Source organism: Polaribacter sp. MED152 (genome assembly GCF_000152945.2).
GTDB lineage: Bacteria > Bacteroidota > Bacteroidia > Flavobacteriales > Flavobacteriaceae > Polaribacter.
Genome location: NC_020830.1, coordinates 1134954 through 1156281, shown reverse-complemented (window position 1 = coordinate 1156281; position 21328 = coordinate 1134954). Strand labels below are relative to the sequence as shown.

Annotated in this window: 11 protein-coding genes; all 11 read left to right on the top strand. The window is 30.8% G+C overall.

Translation table 11 applies throughout. The features are described 5' to 3' along the window. The first annotated feature begins 3 nt into the window (after positions 1 to 3). The 11 genes from MED152_RS05125 (at position 4) to MED152_RS05075 (ending at position 21328) form a co-directional block, all read left to right on the top strand. Entirely contained in the window at positions 4 to 1611 is a 1608-nt protein-coding gene (locus tag MED152_RS05125; protein ID WP_015480796.1) for a RagB/SusD family nutrient uptake outer membrane protein, read from the top strand. A gap of 191 nt (positions 1612 to 1802) precedes the next feature. Beyond that, a complete protein-coding gene (locus tag MED152_RS05120) occupies positions 1803 to 5066 on the top strand; it encodes a VCBS repeat-containing protein (RefSeq protein ID WP_015480795.1) in 3264 nt (1087 codons plus the stop codon). A gap of 4 nt (positions 5067 to 5070) precedes the next feature. Continuing rightward, positions 5071 to 5649 (top strand): hypothetical protein, encoded by a 579-nt coding sequence (locus tag MED152_RS05115; RefSeq protein ID WP_051058599.1) that lies wholly within the window; start codon positions 5071 to 5073, stop codon positions 5647 to 5649. Positions 5650 to 5653: 4 nt separating this feature from the next. After that, positions 5654 to 8899: a VCBS repeat-containing protein gene (locus tag MED152_RS05110; protein WP_015480793.1), complete on the top strand. Its 3246-nt coding sequence runs from the start codon at positions 5654 to 5656 to the stop codon at positions 8897 to 8899. 2 nt (positions 8900 to 8901) lie between these two features. Then, positions 8902 to 12129, top strand: coding sequence for a VCBS repeat-containing protein (locus MED152_RS05105; protein WP_015480792.1), 3228 nt, complete (start codon positions 8902 to 8904; stop codon positions 12127 to 12129). A 13-nt stretch (positions 12130 to 12142) separates the two neighbouring features. Continuing rightward, positions 12143 to 13489, top strand: coding sequence for a vanadium-dependent haloperoxidase (locus MED152_RS05100; protein ID WP_015480791.1), 1347 nt, complete (start codon positions 12143 to 12145; stop codon positions 13487 to 13489). Between the two features lie 306 nt (positions 13490 to 13795). After that, entirely contained in the window at positions 13796 to 15130 is a 1335-nt protein-coding gene (locus MED152_RS05095) for an MFS transporter (protein ID WP_015480790.1), read from the top strand. A gap of 15 nt (positions 15131 to 15145) precedes the next feature. Next, entirely contained in the window at positions 15146 to 16372 is a 1227-nt protein-coding gene (locus MED152_RS05090; RefSeq protein ID WP_015480789.1) for a sugar MFS transporter, read from the top strand. Next, on the top strand, positions 16372 to 18222 hold the full coding sequence (locus MED152_RS05085) for an alpha,alpha-trehalase (RefSeq protein WP_015480788.1): 1851 nt from the start codon (positions 16372 to 16374) through the stop codon (positions 18220 to 18222). Before MED152_RS05090 ends, MED152_RS05085 begins: the two co-directional genes overlap by 1 nt. Before the next feature lie 64 nt (positions 18223 to 18286). Further along, positions 18287 to 19282, top strand: coding sequence for a cellulase family glycosylhydrolase (locus MED152_RS05080; RefSeq protein ID WP_015480787.1), 996 nt, complete (start codon positions 18287 to 18289; stop codon positions 19280 to 19282). A gap of 12 nt (positions 19283 to 19294) precedes the next feature. Then, positions 19295 to 21328 (top strand): glycoside hydrolase family 65 protein, encoded by a 2034-nt coding sequence (locus MED152_RS05075; RefSeq protein WP_015480786.1) that lies wholly within the window; start codon positions 19295 to 19297, stop codon positions 21326 to 21328.

The window sequence follows — 21328 nt, the reverse complement described above, 5'->3', positions numbered from 1 at the left end:
AAAATGAAAAAAATACTTTTATTATTTACAGTTTCTTGTGTTCTGATATCATTCAACGCTTGTACAGATTTAGATGAGGTACTCGTTGGTGAACAAACAGAATCATTTAACGGCTCAGAACCATCTTTTGGTAGTTTTGATGGTGGAGGTGCAGGACCTTCAGACGCAATAAATTCAGCTTTCGCTCAATTGAGAGAATCAGGATCTGCAAACCATGGTGGATATTGGTCAGTACAATCTGTATCTTCAGATGAAATGGCTATTACACAAAAAGGTGGTGACTGGTTTGATGGTGGAATTTGGATAGACATGCACAGACATACGTATACTTCTACTAATGGACCAATTAACGGTGCATGGGGTCAGCAGTATAGTGCAATTGGTGAGTGTAATAACCTATTAGCAGGTAGTTTAGATGCTAATCAAACTGCTCAAGTTAGAGCATTAAGAGCATTTTTCTACTACAGATTATTAGATATGTGGGGTAACGTAAAAATTGTTACAACTCCAGGTGTAGATGCTCCTCAATCAACTAGAGCACAAGTTTTCAATTTCGTAGAAACAGAATTGTTAGCTGCTTTAGGTGTGCCTTCAATTACTTCTAGTATGGATTTATCAGCAAGTCCGTTAACTACAAATCAAGAGGTTTATAGAATTAACCAATTTGCGGCTTTAGGTTTATTAGCTAAATTATACTTAAATGCAGAAGTTTACACAGGTACTCCAAGATATTCAGAAGCTGCAATGGCTGCAGGTTATGTAATTGACAATGGTGGTTATATGTTAGTAGATAGTGGTTATCAAGTAGAAAACCCTGGTAAAAGACCTGCAGTAGCATCAGACCCAGATATGTTAAGTGGTTATGCAACAATATTTGCTCCAAACAACGAAAGCAATCCAGAAATGGTTTGGTCTATTCCTTATGACAATGTTTCAGGTCCAAATATGAACTTTGCACGTATGACTTTGCACTATGCAAATCAGTTTACTTACAACTTATCATCTCAGCCTTGGAATGGGTATTCAGCTTTAGAAGAATTTTATAATTCTTATGATGATTCTGATGTTCGTAAGAAAGCAAACTTTATTATTGGTACTCAATTAGATTACCAAGGTTCAGTAATTGTAGATTATGCAGAATCTTCTGATTTAGAGTTGACATATACTGCAGAAATAAATGAATTAGAGCCAAATGCTTCTAGAGAAGGTGGTGCACGTTTAGGTAAGTTTAGCTTCAGACAAGGAGGACAAGATAACATGGATAACGATTACCCAATTATTCGTTTAGGTGATTTATATTTAATTAGAGCAGAAGGTTTAGCAAGAGCTGCAGGAGACTGGAACATGGCTTTACCAGATGTAAATACAATAAGAAATAGAGCTGGTTTAACAACTCCTTTAGGTTCTTTAACTGCTGATGAATTTTTAGCAGAAAGAGGTAGAGAGATGTTTATGGAGGTTACTCGTCGTCAAGATTTAATCCGTTTTGGAAAATGGGGAGATTCTTGGTGGGAGAAAACCAATAGCGATGCTCACAAAACATTGTTCCCAATTCCACAAGAGCAGATTGATGCAAGTGGAGGAACTTTAACTCAAAATCCTGGATATTAATTTACTAAACTTTGTTTAATATCAAGAACGGGTTGCTTAATTATTAGCAACCCGTTTTACTTTTTTATAATTCTAAATTTTTGGTAACAAAAAGCTGAAATTATCTAAAATTTACCCTCGTCATATTTTTATATTTCAATCAAATAATCGATTTTTATATCTTTCATATATCAATTTATTTTTATCATTTAATGACTATTAATTATAGAATTTATCTAATACTTCTAATAATTTTTGCCTCTTGTAAAGATGTTAAAAATGATAAATCGCTCTTTTTAGAGCAAACCAATTCTGGCATTACTTTTTTTAATGATTTAAAGGTTACAGAAGCTTTAAATCCATATACTTATAAGAATTTTTACAATGGAGGTGGAGTTGCTTTAGGAGATATTAATAATGACGGTTTAGAAGATGTTTTTTTTACAGGTAACTTGGTTGATAATCAACTATACTTAAATAAAGGTAATTTTAAATTCGAAAATATTACTGATATAGCTAAAGTTAATTCTAAAGATAGTTGGTGCTCAGGTGTAAGTTTTGTAGACATTAATAATGATGGCTTTCTAGATATTTATGTTTGTAAAGCTGGGCCTCCAAGAGAACAAAATAGACATAATGAACTGTATATTAATAATGGCGATTTAACTTTTACAGAGCAGTCTGCAAAATATGGATTAGATATTACAGGTTTAGCTGTACAAGCCAATTTTTTTGATTATGATAAAGATGGTGATTTAGACTGTTATTTGTTAAATAACTCAATTCGTTCTGTGGGTAATTATGATTTAATTAAAAACCAACGAAATATACCTTCTGCAAATGGGAATAAACTTTTAAGAAATGATGATGGTTTTTTTACAGATGTTACTAAGGAATCTAACATTTATTCAAGTGCAATTGGTTTTGGTTTAGGAATTACTGTAAGCGATTATAACAATGATTCTTGGCCTGATATTTTCATTTCTAATGATTTCTTTGAGCGCGATTATTTATATATCAACCAAAAAAACGGAAAATTTAAAGAAGAATTAACCAATCAAATGGAATCTATTTCTATGGGTTCTATGGGTGCAGACGCTGCAGATTTAAATAATGATTCTTTCATAGATATTATGGTTACAGAAATGTTGCCTAAAAATTTAGAAAGACAACGTACCAAAACAATTTTTGAGTCTTGGAACAAATATGATGCAGCTGTAAAAAATGGCTATCATCAACAGTTTAGTAGAAATGCCTTACATCAAAATTTAGGGTCTGGAAGGTTCTTAGAAATTAGTAGATTCTCTAATGTTGCAGCTTCAGAATGGAGTTGGTCTTCATTATTATTTGATGCAGATAATGATGGTTTTAAAGATGTTTTTATCAGTAATGGAATTTATAAAGATTTATTAGATAGAGATTATTTAAACTACATGGAAGATGGAGAGCGAATTAAGGAAATGATTAAAGATGGGAGTAATGTAATTCAGAATTTAATTGAGTTAATGCCCTCTCAAGCACTTCCAAATTCTATGTATCAAAATTTAGGTGATTTTAATTTTGAAGATAAAACCAATGATTGGGGCTTGAACAAACCAAGTTTTAGCAATGGTAGTGCCTATGCAGATTTAGATAATGATGGCGATTTAGATTTAGTTGTAAATAATGTAAACATGCCAGCCTTTATTTATCAAAACCAAACAGATAGTTCAAAATATAAAAGTATCACTCTAAAATTAGAAGGAGGTCTAACAAACAAGTTTGCAATTGGTGCAAAAGCAGAAATTTTTTATGACGATAAATACAGTGTTTTAGAAAATTACCCATCAAGAGGTTTTCAAAGCTCGGTAACCACAAACTTAGTTTTTGGTCTAGGAGATACAGATATTATTGATAGTTTAGTAATTACTTGGCCTGATACATCCATTTCTAAGTATAAAAAATTAAAAACCAATCAGCAATACTCATTTCAACAACCAGAAAAAGAAACTAAAGATGTTGATTCTAAAATCAGTTTAAAAGAAGAATACTTCGTAAAAACCGATTCTATTTTTAGTTTTAAACATCGAGAAAATAAATTTGTAGATTTTAACAGAGAACAACTTTTGCCAGAGATGTTCAGTAATGAAGGCCCTAACATTGCAAGCGCAGATGTAAATAAAGATGGAAAGTTAGATTATTATATTGGTGGAGCAAAAGGGCAATTAGGACAGTTGTTTCTTTCTCAAAATTCAGAAAATTTTCAAATTATTAGAGCACCTTTTATTGTAAATAAATCATCAGAAGATACAGATGCAGTATTTTTTGATAGTGATAATGATGGTGATTTAGATCTATATGTAACAAGTGGTGGAAAAGCGTATTCCAAGTTCGATTATTTGTTGCACGATCGTTTGTATATAAATGATGGTAAAGGTAATTTTATTAAAGCCAAAAAAGCATTACCATTCAATCAACCTATAAGTTCATCTACAGTAAGTGTTTATGATTTTGATAATGATGGAGATGAAGATATTTTTGTTGGAGAACGTTTTAGGGTAGAAGCTTATGGTGTGCCTGTAAATGGTTATTTGTTAGAAAATAAAGGCGATAATAATTTTGTAATTTCAGAGCAAAACGCATTGAATAACCTTGGTTTAATTACAGATTCTGAGTGGAAAGACATTAATAAAGACGGAAGAAAAGATTTGATAATTTCAGGAGAATGGATGCCAATTTCTGTATTTCTAAATATCAATGGTCAATTAATTAACAAAACAAAAGAATATAATTTAGATGGTTATTCTGGTTTTTGGAAAACTCTGAAAACTATAGATATTGATAAAGATGGCGATTTAGATATTATAGCAGGTAATAAAGGAGATAATACATTTCTAAAAAATAAGCTACGCATTTATGTGTCCGATTTTGATAATAATGGAAAAGTAGAGCAGATTATTTGTTATGCAAAAAATGGCAAATACTATCCAGTTTTAGATAGAGATGAATTAATTTCTCAAATTGTAAGTTTAAAACCCAAGCTTCGTTATTATAAAGATTATGCAAATGCTAGCATGTCTTCAATATTTAACAAAGAGCAATTAAATCAAGCTATAGTTAGAGATATTATGCTTACAAAATCAGCTTTGTTTTTAAATGAAAATAATACATTTACAATGTATGAGTTGCCAAGTAAAATTCAATATTCAAATATTGAGGCAATTGAAACTGTGGATGCAAATAATGATGGTGTTTTAGATATTATATTTGGAGGAAACCAGTATTTGGTAAAACCACAGTTTGGACGTCAAGATGCATCTTATGGCTGGTTGATGTTAGGGGATGTTTATGGTAAAAAATTTGGAGAAATTACTTCTCTGAATGTAAAAGGCCAAATTAGAGATTTTCATAAAACAAAAATTAATAATAAAAACTATATTTTAACCACAATTAACAACGAAAACTTAGTGTTTTTAAAGATAAATGATAGCAAATAGAACAATGAGAACATTTAAAATTTATAAACTTCTAATTTTTATATTTAGTTTTTTTCTAATCCAATCTTGTCAATCAGATTACACAAAACTGGTTAAAAAAGAGTTGGCGAGTAATAAAAGATACGATTCTATTTTTCACGGCCTAAAGTTTGGGCAAACAAGAAAAGAATTTTATGATATTTGTTGGCAATTGAATAAAGAAGGTGTTGCTACTCATGGCCAGAATAATGATTATGTACAAACTATTTTAGAGCCAAAAGATAGCACACAAGCTACTAAAAGAATGGTAATGTTGTTCTATGCAAGATTTAATGCGTACAACAAAATTACAGCTATGGATATGAAATTCTCTTATTCTGCTTGGGCTCCTTGGAATAAAGATTTACAATCAGATAAATTATTACCTGTAGTTAAAGATACGTTACTAAAATGGTATCCAGGAAACGAGTTTATCACTACCAAAAACAATGCTATTGTAAAAGTAGATGGCAACCGACAAATTCAGGTTAAAATAGAATCAGATAGAGATATTTCTGTGTTAATCGAAAATTTAGAATACAAATACAATTCACTAGTTAAATAAAAGAATGTTAAGAAAACTCCCATTTATTCTACTACTAATAATTTTTGCTTGTAATAATGAGCAAAAAGAAATAACACAATTTAAATTATTACCACCAGAAGTAACTGGTATTAATTTCGAAAATAACTTAGAATCTACGAATGATTTTAATGTGTATAAATATCGAAATTTTTATAATGGTGGAGGTGTAGCTATTGGTGATATCAATAATGATGGTTTGCAAGATGTGTATTTAACCTCAAATTTATCAGATAATAAGTTATACTTAAATAAAGGTAATTTTCAATTTGAGGATATTTCTGAAATTGCTAAAATAGTAGGTACAAAGGCATGGTCTACAGGTGTTTCTATGGTAGATATTAATGCAGATGGTTTTTTAGATATTTATGTTTGTAATTCTGGTGATGTTCAAGGAGATAACAAACAAAATGAACTATTTATCAATAATGGCGATTTAACCTTTACAGAAAGAGCAGAGGAATATGGTTTGGCAGATTTAGGCTTTTCTACACATGCATCTTTCTTTGATTATGATAAAGATGGTGATTTAGATGTATACCTTTTAAATAACTCTTATCAAGCTATTGGAAGTTTTAACCTTACCAAAAACGAAAGACCAAAAAGAGATGTTTTAGGAGGTGATAAATTTTTCGAAAACAGAGATGGAAAATTTGTAGATGTAAGTGAAAAAGCCGGAATTTATGGCAGTGTAATTGGTTTTGGTTTAGGAATTACAGTTAGCGATTTTAATAATGATGGTTGGGAAGATATGTATATTTCTAATGATTTTTTCGAGAGAGATTACTTGTACATCAATCAGCAAAATGGTTCTTTCAAAGAGCAGTTAACTACTTCAATTAATTCAATTAGTGGTGCATCTATGGGTGCAGATGCTGCAGATATTAATAACGACGGTTTTAATGAAATCTTTGTAACAGAAATGTTACCAAGTGAATATGAAAGATTAAAAACAGTAACCACTTTTGAAGATTGGAACAAATACCAATACAATCTAAAAAACGATTATTATCATCAGTTTACCAGAAACATGTTACAACTGAATAATACAGATTTAACTTTTAATGAAGTAGGTAGATTTAGTGGCGTAGAAGCATCAGATTGGAGTTGGGGTGCCATCTTTTTTGATATGAATAATGACGGTTTAAAAGATTTATTTATCGCAAACGGAATTTATAAAGACCTTACAGATCAAGATTATTTAAGATACGTATCAAACCAAGAAATTATTCAATCTATCGTTACTAATGACAAGGTAGATTATAAAAAACTAATTGATATTATTCCTTCTAACAAGGTAAAAAATCATGCATACCTAAATCAGGGAAATTTAAAATTTGAACTAACACAAAATGGTTTAGATACCAAAGGCTTTTCTAATGGTGCAGCTTATGGTGATTTAGATAATGATGGTGATTTAGATCTTATTGTGAATAACGTAAATATGCCATTGTTTGTTTACCAAAACAATGTAGAGAACACGCATTTTTTAAAAGTAATCTTAAAAGGAGAAGGAGCTAATAAAGATGCTATAGGAGCTAAGTTAGAATTAATTAACGATACAGAACACTATTTTTTAGAGCAACAACCTGTAAGAGGTTTTCAGTCTTCTATGGATAATAGACCAAATTTTGGTTTTATAAACCCTGGTGAATTGTCATTAATCGTTACTTGGCCTTCAGGTAAATCTACTTTCGTTAGTGATTTGCAAGCAGATCAAACAGTAACATTATTCGAAAAAGATGCTACAGATGCAGTAGCACCTTCAACGTTTAATGATATCCTGTTTACGAAAGCAGAGAATGTTTTAGATTTTAAACATAAAGAAAATAACTATGTAGATTTTAACGTAGAACGTCTATTGCCTTTTATGAGAAGTACAGAAGGCCCTAAAATGAGTGTTGGAGACGTCAATAACGATGGTAAAGATGATATTTTTATAGGAGGTTCTAAAGGAAAAGCATCTACCCTATTTTTACAAAAAGATAATAATTTTGTGCAAAAAGAGAACGAAAGTTTCAACCTACAAAGAGCTGCAGAAGATGCAGAGAGCATTTTGTTTGATGCAGATTCAGATGGTGATTTAGATTTATATGTTTGTAGTGGGGGTATAGAAACTACAAAGTTTAGTGCAAACTATTTAGATAAGTTGTATATAAATGATGGTTTAGGTAATTACACCTTATCAAAACAAAAATTACCTACCAAACAAGGTTACCATAGCTCTAGTACAGTTACAGTTGCTGATGTAGATAATGATAATGATTTAGATCTGTTTGTAGGTGAAAGAGCAATACCTAATTCTTATGGGATACCAGGTTCAGGTTTTTTATTACTAAATGATGGTAAAGGAAATTTTGAAAATTCAAACACAAACGTCTTTAAGGATTTAGGAATGATTACTGATGCTTTATTTATCGATATAAATAAAGATGGTTTTGAAGATTTAGTGGTGGTTGGCGAGTTTATGGGAATTCATGTTTTTCAGAACAAAAACGGCGTATTCTCTAAGTTGCAAAATCATCCACTTGCAGAATTAAAAGGATGGTGGAATACTTTAGAAAAAGCAGATTTAGATAATGATGGAGATTTAGATTTGGTACTAGGAAATCATGGTTTAAATAGCAGATTTAAGGCCAGTAAAGAAAATCCTATTCAATTGTTTGTTAATGATTATGATAAAAATGGATTCTTAGATCCAATATTATCATTAACAGGTGAAGATGGTAAATTATATCCTTATGCACTTCGCCATAATTTAGTAGATCAGCTAAAATATTTGAGTAAGAAATATCCAGATTATCAATCATTTAAAAACGCATCAATAACAGATATTTTTACAGAAACACAGTTGCAAGAGAGCACAAAGCTAGAGGCAAATACATTAAATTCTTTAATAGTAATCAACCAAGGAGATTTTACCTTCGATATTTTAAATTTACCTTTAGAAGCACAACTTTCTCCAGTTTATGCAATAGCAATATCCGATTTTGATAATGATGGTGATCAAGATATTATTTTGGGTGGTAATTTAAATGGAGTAAAACCAGAATTTGGTAGATATGATGCCTCATTTGGTACTTATCTAGAAAATAATGGAAACCTAAATTTTGAATTATATAAGTCTGGAAAAGGTTTAAAGGTAAAAGGTCAAATAAGAGATTTTAAAATTATTAATAATCAATTATTTATCACTAGAAATAATGATTCTATAAACGTTTACAACTATTAATTATGATTAAAAAATTAGGTTTAATAACGTTACTTGCTCTAATTGGCTGTTCTCAAAATAAAGAGAATAAAGATTCAGAAAATCAACTTGGCACTAAATTTAAAGATGTTAAAGCTAGCTTTTCTGGCGTAGATTTTTCAAATGATTTATCACCAAAAGGAGATTTAAATATTATTGAATATCTATATTATTACAATGGTGGTGGAGTTGCTCTGGGTGATATTAATAACGATGGTTTAGACGACATTTACTTTACAGCCAACCAAAAAGCAGATAAATTATACTTGAACAAAGGGAATTTAAAGTTCGAAGACATTTCTTTAGCCAGTAATATTAGTAAAGAAAATTCTTGGTCTACAGGAGTAACAATGGTAGACATTAATAATGATGGTTTGCTAGATATTTACGTTTGTAAAGTGGGTAATTACAAAAGCTTACAGGCTAAAAACGAGCTGTACATTAATCAAGGAAACAACACCTTTAAAGAGCAAGCCAAAGAATATGGTTTAGATTTTTCTGGATTTTCTACACAAGCTTCTTTCTTCGATTATGATAAAGATGGTGATGTAGATATGTATCTTCTAAATCATTCTGTACATTCCACATACTCTTATGGTAATAAAGAGTTAAGAAATAAAAGTGATGTTTTAGCTGGAGATATTTTGTTTGAAAATCAATCAGAAAAAGGTCAAATTAAATTTAAGGATGTAACCAAAGACGCAGGTATTTATAACAGTGCTTTGGGTTATGGTTTGGCAATTACAACAACAGATGTAAATCAAGATGGTTTTATCGATATTTATGTTGGGAACGATTTTCATGAAAATGATTATTTATACATCAATAATGGCGATAAAACTTTCACAGAATCTAGTGAAAGCTATTTTAATCATACTTCTAGATTTACAATGGGTGTAGATTCTGGCGATTTAAATAATGATACAAAACCAGATATTATTACTCTAGACATGATGCCTTACAAAGCAGATGTATTTTTAAAATCTGGAGGTGAAGATTCAGATAAAGTAAATGAAATTAAAAAGTCTTTTGGTTTTCAGCAGCAATACTCTAGAAATCATTTGCAATTAAATCATGACACTTATTTTAAAGATGTAGCCCTTTTTACAAATACACATGCTACAGATTGGAGCTGGTCTCCTCTTATTTTAGACTACAATAATGATGGATTAAATGATATTTACATTACAAACGGAATATACAAAAGACCAAATGATTTAGATTACATCAATTACATAAGTAATGTCGATTTTGCAAAGTATACAGAAACTTTGCAAGATACTTTAGAGCAAAAGTTAATAGATGTAATGCCTACCTTAAAACTTCAAAATGTTTTGTTTACAAATAAGGGTGATTTAAAATTTAATAAAAGCAAACAAAGTTACTCAGAAACCTATTCTAATGGAGCTGCTTATTCAGATTTAGATTTGGATGGAGATTTAGACATTGTTGTCAATAATATAAATGAAAAGGCAACAATTTTAGAAAATAAATCTGAAAATAGTAATTATCTTACTTTAAATATTTTTGAGGAAAATAAAGGTTTAAATTCAAATGGAACTAAGCTTTATTTGTTTGCAAATGGAAAAACATTTTACAAAGAACAGCATACTGTAAAAGGCTTTTTATCTAGTTCTACTCGAAAAGTACATTTTGGTTTAGCAGATATCGCAAAAATAGACTCCCTTCAAATTATTTGGAACGATAATACTAAGACCGTCTTAAAAGACCTTGCTGTAAATAAAGAACATGAGGTTGTAAAGAAGCAAACATCAGCTTATGCTTACAATAAAGTTGATAAATCTCAACCTCAAGAATTTTCGTATCAGCACAAAGAAAATACTTTTTTAGATTATGAAAAAGAAGGTTTAATTCCAGAAAAACTGTCTACAGAAGGGCCTTCTTATGTACAAGCAGATTTTGATGGAGATGGTTTAAAAGATCTTTTTATAGGAGGTGCAAGAAACCAAGAGCCAGTATTATTTATGCAAAATGCAAAAGGAAATTTTACTCCAAAAGAATTGCCCATCTTTAAAGAGGATGCTATGTACGAAGATGTAGATGCAATTGCCTTAGATATAGATAATGACAATGATTTAGATATTTACGCTTTAAGTGGTGGAAGTGATTATGAAGAGGGAGATCCTTTATTAGAAGACAGAGTTTATATTAACGATGGTAAATCCAACTTTACAAAATTGAATGCTACACTTTTGGCAACAAATGGTGGTTCTGTTTCTTCTTATGATTATAATAATGATGGTTTACAAGATTTATTTATAGGCAGTAGATCTATTCCAAATGCTTATGGTTTATCACCTTTTAGCTACATTTTAAAAAACACTGGAAACAACAATTTCGAAATTCAGTTTAAGAAAAGATTCGGAATGATTACAGACAGTAAATGGGCCGATTTAAATAATGATGGTTTTGTAGAACTTATTCTTGCAGGAGACTGGATGCCCATAACTGTTTGGTCTATCAATAAAGAGGGTAATTTAGAAAATAAAACAAAAGAATTTGGTTTAGAAAACACCAATGGAATGTGGAATGTTATTGATTTAAAAGATTTAAATAACGATGGTAACTTAGATATTTTAGCAGGGAATACAGGTCAAAATTTTAAATGGAAGGCTAGTGTTGCAAAACCAGTAACGATGTATGTAGATGATTTTGACAAAAACTACAAAATAGACCCAATCATTTTTTACAACTATTTTGGAACAAACGTACCTTTTGCAACTAAAGAAAAACTTATTCAGCAGTTACCAATAATCAAGAAAAAGTTTTTAAAATATGCTACTTTTGCAGAGGTAAATTCTATTAAAGATTTAGAGTTAAAAGAAGAAAAAGATATTTTAACTACTAAAACTCTTTTTGAATTACGTTCTATGGCATTTATAAATGATGGTAAATCATTTATAAAAATTCCTTTACCAAAAGAAGCTCAGTATAGCACAATTGAAGATTTTTATGTCAATGGAAATCATATTTATTATACTGGTAATTTTGATGGTTTTGTAACAGAATTAGGTAAAAGTAGTTCAAATTCAGGAGGTTCGTTTCAATTTGTAAATGGTGATTTTAACCAGAATAAATCGTTACAACTTCCAAGAAATTTCTGTGGTAGAAAAATTATTCCGATTAATAAAGATAGTTTGTTAGTGCTATCTAATAATGGGCAATCGTTCATTACAAATACTAATAAATAAGTATAATAGAAGTATGAGTAATTTATTAAAAAACGTTTTAAAAACAGTAAAGTTTGTGTTTGTGATTGCAGTTCTCCATAGCTGTAATACTTCTAACGAACCTATAAATATTTCAGCAGAAGACTATCATGCTTCAGTAGATCAAGTATCTCAAATAATGATTCATGATATCTTTTCTCCACCAGTAGCAAGTAGAGTTTTTGCTTATCCAAATATAGCTGCTTACGAAATTATGGTACAAAAAGATAGTGTATATTCATCTTTAGCAAATACAGTTACTGGTTTAAAAGCAATACCTAAAGCAAACAGTGATGCCCCAATTAATTTAAAATTATCAGCACTAATTGCTCATATGGAAATTAGCAAAATGTTGGTTTTTTCGGAAGATAAAATTGATATTGTAAAAGATTCTTTATTTGCAAAGTGGGAAAACAGTAATAAGAAAGAATTTCTTGCGTCTAAAAATTACGCATCAGAAGTAGTAAAACATGTAAAATCTTGGATGGATAAAGACAATTATAGCGAAACAAGAACCATGGAAAAATTTACTGTAGATACAGACGATCCTTCTCGTTGGCAACCAACACCTCCTGCATATATGGAAGGTATAGAACCTCATTGGAATAAAATAAGACCATTTCTGTTAGAAACTGCAGACCAGTTTAAGCCTATTCCACCACCAAAATTTTCTTTAGATAAAGACTCAGATTTCTATAAAGAATTACTAGAGGTATATACAATTAGCGAAGAAATTACGAAAGAAGGTGATACATCAGAAGAGATTGCAATTGCCCAATTTTGGGACTGTAATCCTTTTGTATCAGTAACTAGAGGTCATTTTATGTTTGCTACAAAGAAAATTTCTCCAGGTGCTCATTGGATTGGAATTGTAAAAATTGCAGCAAGAAAAACCGATGCAAATTTTATGGAAACTGTAAATGCATACACTAAAACCTCTTTAGCTATAGCAGATGCTTTTATTAGTTGTTGGGATGAGAAATACAGAAGTAATTTAATTCGTCCAGAAACATTAATAAATCAAAATATAGATCCAGATTGGGTGCCAATTTTACAGACACCACCTTTTCCAGAATACACAAGTGGACATTCTGTAGTGTCAGGAGCAGCTTCAACAGTGTTAACCTCAATTTTTGGCGATAACTTTGCTTTTGATGATGATACAGAAGTACCTTTTGGATTACCAATTAGAAGTTTTGATTCTTTTGCAGATGCTGCAGATGAAGCTGCAATTAGTAGAATGTATGGAGGTATTCATTACAGAGCTGCTGTAGAAGTGGGTGTAGAACAAGGTAGAAATGTAGGTTCTTATATTACTCAAAAATTAGCTGCTACAAATTAAAGTTATAAGAGAATTTATAATTTAGAAAAGGTCTTATTCAGTAAAAAATGAATAAGACCTTTTTAGTTTATTTAGAAATTAAATATTAAATTGAAACGATTTAGAAAGCATCTAAATCGTTTTCGGTGTTTCAATTTAATTTTATTTTTAATTAATTCTGATTTATAATAATAATTAAATAGATTGCTGATACACGCTTAATTAACCAATACTTACAACTTGTCTAAAAATCAATTTTATTGATAAAATAATGAGTGTTTATAAAGGCCAAATTGGGTTTTTATTTTAAAGATTAAATTACAAAATATGAAACTAGCCAAACCAAAATTATCTTTCTGGCAGATTTTTAATATGAATGTCGGGTTTTTAGGAATTCAATATAGTTTTGGATTGCAACAAACAGCAATAAACCCCATTTTCTTATACCTTGGAGCTCCAGAAGATATGCTTCCAATTTTAAATATTGCAGGTCCTGTAACAGGTTTAATTGTACAACCAATTATTGGAGCTATGTCAGACAAAACTTGGTCTAAAAGATGGGGGAGAAGAAAACCTTACTTTTTAATAGGAGCCTTGTTAGGTAGTATTTGTTTGTTTGCATTTCCTCATAGTCCTGTACTTTGGTTTGCAGTTGGTTTACTATGGATTTTAGATGTGGGTAATAATATGGCTATGGAGCCTTACAGAGCTTTTGTGGGCGATAAATTGCCAGAAAAACAACTAAGTTTGGGTTATCAAATGCAAAGTTTATTTGTAGGAGCAGGAATTTTATTGGCCAATGGCTCTATAGTTCTTTTTCAATATTGGTTTGGAGGAGAATCTGTAGAAGAAGCAGGTACAATTCCTCAGTGGTTGTATTATTCCTTCTTTATAGGTGCGTTTTTATCACTTACAACTATTTTATACTCTGTATTTAAAACACCAGAAATTCCGCCAGCAGAAGAAGAGTTAGAAGAAATTAATAAGATTAAAGGTTTGCCCTTTACTCAAAGAATTACACAGCCATTTGCAGAGATTATAGATGCTGTAAAAGAAATGCCAAAGTTTATGTGGAAAATTGGAGGTGTTTATCTTTTTCAATGGTATGCGTTATTTATTTACTGGCAATTTACAACACCACTTTTTAAAAAGACCTTAGGCTATACAACATCAGAAGCGGCTTCTCAAGCAGCAAAAATGAGTTTAACTTACAATACAGTAACAATGCTTGTTGCTTTAGCATTGGTGCCGTTAACTCTTAGATTTGGAGGTAAAAAAATATATGCTTTAAGTTTGTTGGGTACTGCAATAGCGCTATTTGCAATTCCATATATTTCAGATCCAAATCTAGCTTTAGTGCCTATGGTTTTATTTGGTATTGGCTGGGCTGCAATGATGGGAATTCCATATACTATGGTTTCTAAAATTGTTCCTCAAGATCGAAGAGGAGTTTATATGGGAATTTTAAATATGATGATTGTAATTCCAATGTTTATTCAAACATTAAGTTTTGGACCAATCTATAAATATATCTTAGGTGATAATGCAGTTAATGCAATGTTATTTGCAGGTGTGTTTTTTGTGATATCTGCTTTTTTAGCTAGTCGTTTAAATGTTCCAAAAACTTCAATTGATAATGATGCAGAAGTAGTTAAGGAATAATTAAAGCTGAAATTTATGAAAAATCTAGGAATCAAAATTTCAATTTATTTAAATTACTTTGTATTTGCTATTCTTTTAAATAGTGTTGGTATTGTTATCGCAAAATCTATAAATGTTTATGGCGTTTCTGAATCACAAGCTTCGGTTTTAGAGGCGTTTAAAGATTTGCCAATTGCAATTGTATCCTTTTTTATAGCCTCGTTTTTACCAAGGTTTGGTTACAAAAAAGCAATGTTAACAGCTTTAGCAATTGTTTTCTTTGGTTGCTTAGTAATGATTTTTGGTAACTCATTTGTGTATACTAAAGTCCTGTTTTTATCAATTGGTGTTAGTTTTGCACTAATCAAATTATCTGTGTATTCCTTAATTGGGTTGGTTACAGAAACAAAAGAAGAACATTCATCATTAATGAGTTCTATAGAAGGCTTTTTCATGGTTGGTATTGCATTAGCCTATATTTTATTTCCATTCTTTTATTCAGATGATCCCAATAGCTGGTTAAATGTTTATTACGTTTTATGTTTTTTAATTTTGATTTCTTTTTTATTCCTGTTTTTTTCAAAGGTGGAATATCAAGTTGAAACGTCAGGAAATGGTTTACAAGAAGATATAAAAGCATCTGCTAAATTAATTATAGTGCCTTTGGTTTTAGTCTTTATCATTTCTGCTTTTCTATTTGTGATGATAGAGCAGGGAATTATGACATGGCTTCCACGTTTTAACGAAAAGATTTTCTTTTTCTCAGAAAAATTAAGTGTACAAATGGCTATAATTTTTGCACTCTCTTTGGCTCTAGGACGATTTGTAGCAGGTTATTTAACCAAACGAATTTCTTGGGTAATATTGGTAGTAATCTGCATTGTAATTTCTGGGGCAATTTTACTTTTTGTACTACCTCAATTAAAAGAAAGTACAGATCTTGTAGAAATTACAGCCATTGGTGATGTTCCATTTTTAGGTTTTATTTTGCCGTTAATAGGTTTGTTTATAGCTCCAATTTATCCACTATTAAACTCTACAGTATTAAGTTCTTTACCCAAAAGATTACATTCTGCAATGTCTGGACTAATCATCATTTTTTCTGCTTTAGGAGGTACAATTGGCTCTAGAGTAGTTGGTGAATTATTTGAAACTGTTGGTGGTGCAAATGCATTTTACTTTTTATTAATTCCAATGATTTTGCTAATCATTTTTGTTTTATTGATAGATAGAATGTCTAAGAAAAAAACGGTGGTTGCCTAATGACTTTTAAAGTTCATATACAAGATAATATTAACAATCTGTTGAATCAGGAAGATACAGATGGTGATAAAAAAATTACCATTGAAGATCAAGGTCCAAAGGCGTTTAACTTAATTTCAGAAGATGGCCAATCAATGGTTATTGAGGGTACTTATCATTTATCAAACTTATTACAAGAATTAGTAATTCAGAAGCAATTAGGTAAAACCTTTGCTGAAATAAAATATGAAAATATTAATGAATTACCTGCGAATAGGATTTCTAGAATGATAAAAGATTTCTATTGGAAAGGCCTAACAAGAAGTATGGATGAATTAGGTATTGAAGCCTTAATTACTGATACTAAAAATGATGAACTTACTGCAAGTATTTTACCAGTATATGTACCTTTTTTAGATGATTTGGCTTACACATACTACACAAGTTTAGAAAATAAATTACCAATTAAAACAACCAAGTTACCCGTTAATATTACTCCAGAATTTGTAAAATCAATTAATAATAAACCTGGCATACTAAGCTTGAAATTAGAGGAAAATCAAAACGAAATTAAAGCAGTGCCATTTGTAGTTCCTGGAGGTAGATTTAATGAAATGTATGGTTGGGACAGTTATTTTGAGGCTGTTGGTTTACTTTGCGATGGTAAAGTTGATTTAGCAAAAGCAATGGCAGATAATTTTCAATATCAGATTGAGAATTATGGTAAAATTTTAAATGCAAATAGAAGTTATTATTTAACTAGAACTCAACCCCCATTTTACACAAGTTTAATTTTAGAGGTGTTTGAGGTTACACAAAATACTAATTGGTTAGAGAGTCATCTTAGAACTGCAATTAAAGAATACGAAACTGTTTGGATGATTCAAGGTAAACGATTAACAAATAATGGTTTAAATAGATATTTTGCAGAAGGTTTAGGGATTCCTCCAGAAACTGAAAAAGGTCATTTTGATGATGTCTTAGCTGGTTTTGCTGAAAAACATAGATTGAGTATTGAAGAATTTATAGAGCAATATCAATTAGGTAAAATTAAAGAATCAGAATTAGATAGCTATTTTACACATGATAGAAGTTTACGTGAATCTGGTCATGATACATCATGGAGATTAGATAATGTTTGTGCAGATTTAAATACGGTAACACTCAATAGTTTACTGTATAAATACGAATCTGATTTTGCACATATTATAGCTACTTATTTTAATAATAAATTCGATAAATACACTTCTACTGAATGGAAAAATAAGGCTGAGAAAAGGCTAGAAACAATGTATGCCTTGATGTGGAATGAAGAAAAAGGGCAGTTTTTTGATTATAACTTTAAAAATAAACTACAAACTCATTTTGTAAGTGCTTCTAATTTTGTTCCTCTTTGGACAGGTATTCACGAAAACGATGCTCCAAAAATGGTTCATTCTCTAATGAGTCAACTAAGAGAATCAGGTGGTATTGCAGGTACTTCAAGAGCCATGAATGCTAACTTACCTAAAAATGCAATTCAACGTCAATGGGATTATCCTAATGGTTGGGCTCCTCACCAAATGATGATTTGGAAAGGCCTAAAAGCCCATGATTTTCAAAACGAATTACAAGAATTAGTGTATAGATGGTTGTATATGATAACCATCAATGCAGTAAATTATAATGGTACAATACCTGAAAAGTACGATGTTGTAGCTGCAACTCACAAAGTGTTTGCAGAATATGGAAATGTAGGTACCGATTTTGAGTACATTACCCAAGAAGGTTTTGGTTGGATGAACGCTTCTTTTCAATTTGGTTTATCACTGCTTTCAGAAGCTAATATTTCATCTTTAAATAAATTAGTAGCACCAGATAAACTATTTTAAAAATCTTAGTTAATTGTGTAAAATGAATTTTTCTAAACTACATAGCATTACAAAATATATCATTATGATAAGTTTGATTGTATTTGTCATTTTTGCATGTAGTAAAGATGAACCAACTGATAATGGTATATCTGAGGGGTATAATATCTCTGACGATAAAATCTTGCTAAATGGAAAGAACTTGCAATTAATAGGGGCAAACACTTTGCAAAGTTTTGGTGTGGGTAGCAAAGATTTACAAACTTGGAATTTAGACATTACAAGAGAATTTATAGGTAATGTTAAAGAAAACCCTATTAATGGTGCACCAATTCTAGACGCAAACAATCAATGGCTACATTCTTTAGAAGCTATTGTCGCAGAAAATAGAGCTAATAATTTAATTACTATTTTATGTCCTTTTGGTTGGGATGGAACACCTGATCATTTATTTACAGGCAAAAGGCCTACTGAAACTTTTTTTTATAACGAGTTTAAAGCAAAATTAGAATTATGGGCTGCTACTTTTCAGAATGACGATGATGTTTGGATTGAAGTTTGGAATGAACCCTATCGTTTTGACAGAGCAGATGGTTATACAGATGAAATTTGGATGAACGACATGACTGAATTGTATAATCTTGTTCGTAGTAAATCTTCGAATATTGTATTAATTCCGTGTGCAGAGCAAGGTCAAGATGAAAGCGTTTTACTCAATGTTGGTAATTCGTTTTTAAGTGGCAAAACAAATGTTTTGTTTGATATTCATGCCTATGAAAAATGGTTGTTAGAATCTGAAGACGATATTTCTCAACGACTTTTGGCTCTAGAAAATAAGCAGTTACCTATATTTTTTGGTGAAATAGCTCCTGTAAATTCAGGTGTGCTTATGAATCCAAGTATCATGTTAAATCTTTTAAGTGAGTCTGGAGTTTCTTTAACGGCTTGGTTATGGAAGTACGATGAAGATGATCAAGATGCATTATTAACCAAAGATGGTCATCCAAATAACGTAAATAACAATAATTGGGGAAGTACTTATAGAACGCTTGCTTTAAAAGAACGAAATCCCAAGAATTAAAATTAAATAATCATGAAAATAAAATTTTACATCTTAAGTATTTTGTACTGTTCAATTTTGCAAGCACAAGATTTAGAGCAATCTCCTTGGCATATTGTAGGTAAAAATATTGATGCCAATAATTACTATGGAATAACGGTTGCAAATGGAATGGTAGGTATGGTTTCATCTCCAGAACCTTTAAAAGTAAATGAAGTTATTCTTAATGGCGTTTACGACTATTATCAAAGAGGTAGGGTAAGTAATATTTTAAAAACCTTTAGTCATATGAATATGCATTTAGAGGTAGATGGAAACCGTATTTCTAAAAATACAATATCAGATTACAGGCAAACTTTAAACATGCAAACAGCTAAGTTAATTACTACTTTTAATGTAGGTGATAAAATTAGTGTTAAGCAAGAAATGATGTCACTAAGAAATTTACCATTCAATTCTATGGGTATTGTAGAGATTACTGCAAAAAAAGATGTAGAAATTGTGCCAATTAACTTTATTTCTGCTCCAGATCATTTACAAGATGTTCGCAATTTATATGCAGAAATAGATAGACCTCATGTTTTAATTCCTTTAATGTCTTCTGTAGCTTTTAGTCCTGGAAGAAAAAAAGTAGCCACATCAACTTCTTTCATTTTTCCTGAGGATCATGGAAATGAACCAAAAATTATTCACGAAGATTGGGATTACAACATGCACTTAATGAAGTTTAAGAAAAAATTAAAGGCAGGTGAAACCTATAGATTTGCTTTAGTGGGTAGTAGTATGTCTTCTGTGCACAATAACGATCCTCATAATGAAGTAGAGAGGTTAACTATTTTTGCAAGATTAGAGGGTATAGATCGTCTTGAAAATGCTCATGAAAATGCATGGAAAAACTTATGGAAAAGTGATATTGAAATTGATGGCGATTTAAGATCACAAAAAGCAGTTAGGTCTGCATTATATCATTTGTATAGCTTTGCCAGAAAAGGTACAGCTTATTCATTATCACCTATGGGCTTATCTGGTTTAGGTTATAATGGTCATGTTTTTTGGGATACAGAATTATGGATGTATCCACCATTATTGGTGTTACAACCAGAAATTGCAAAATCACTTTTGGAATACAGGTTTGAAAGACTACAAGCAGCAAAAGATAATGCATTTGCGCATGGTTATGATGGGGCAATGTTTCCTTGGGAATCTGCAGAAGATGGTTCAGAAGATACTCCTGTTTGGGCATTAACTGGCCCATTTCAACAACATATTACAGCTACAGTAGGTTGGGCTTTCTATAAATACTATCAAGTTACAAAAGACAAAGAATGGTTGGCTTCAAGAGGATACCCAGTTTTAAAAGAAGTTGCCGATTTTTGGTCGAGTAGAGTAGAAAGAAATGGCGTAAACAATTACGAAATTAAAAATGTAATTGGCGCTAATGAGTGGGAAGAAAATATAGACAACAATGCCTTTACAAATGGTATGGTAAAAACGGTTTTAGAATATGCATCTAAAGCTTCTGAAGCCTTGGGTAAAACTCCAAATCCTGATTGGAGACATGTAGCTAAAAATATTCCTATTTTAAAATTTCCTGATGGCACAACAAAAGAAAACGCAACCTATGATGGAGTAATTATTAAGCAGGCAGATGTTAATTTATTGGCATATCCTTTAAAAGTAGTAACAGATAAAGAAAATATTTTAAAAGACTTAGAATATTACGAACCTAAATTGTCTAAAACAGGACCAGCAATGGGTAATGCAATTTTGTCTGTATTGTATGCTAGGTTAGGTGATGTGAAAAAATCATATAATTTATTTGAGAAAAGTTATCAGCCAAATGAGTTGGCTCCTTTTGGAGTCTTAGCTGAAACTGCTGGTGGTACAAATCCGTATTTTGCTACAGGAGCAGGTGGTATGCTGCAATCTGTTTTATTTGGTTTAGGAGGTTTAGACATTACAGAAAAAGGTGTAGAAGAGTTAAAAGTAAAGTTGCCAAAAGAATGGAACTCTTTAATTTTAAAAGGAGTTGGAGTAGATGAAAAAACAATTTCTATAAATAAATAA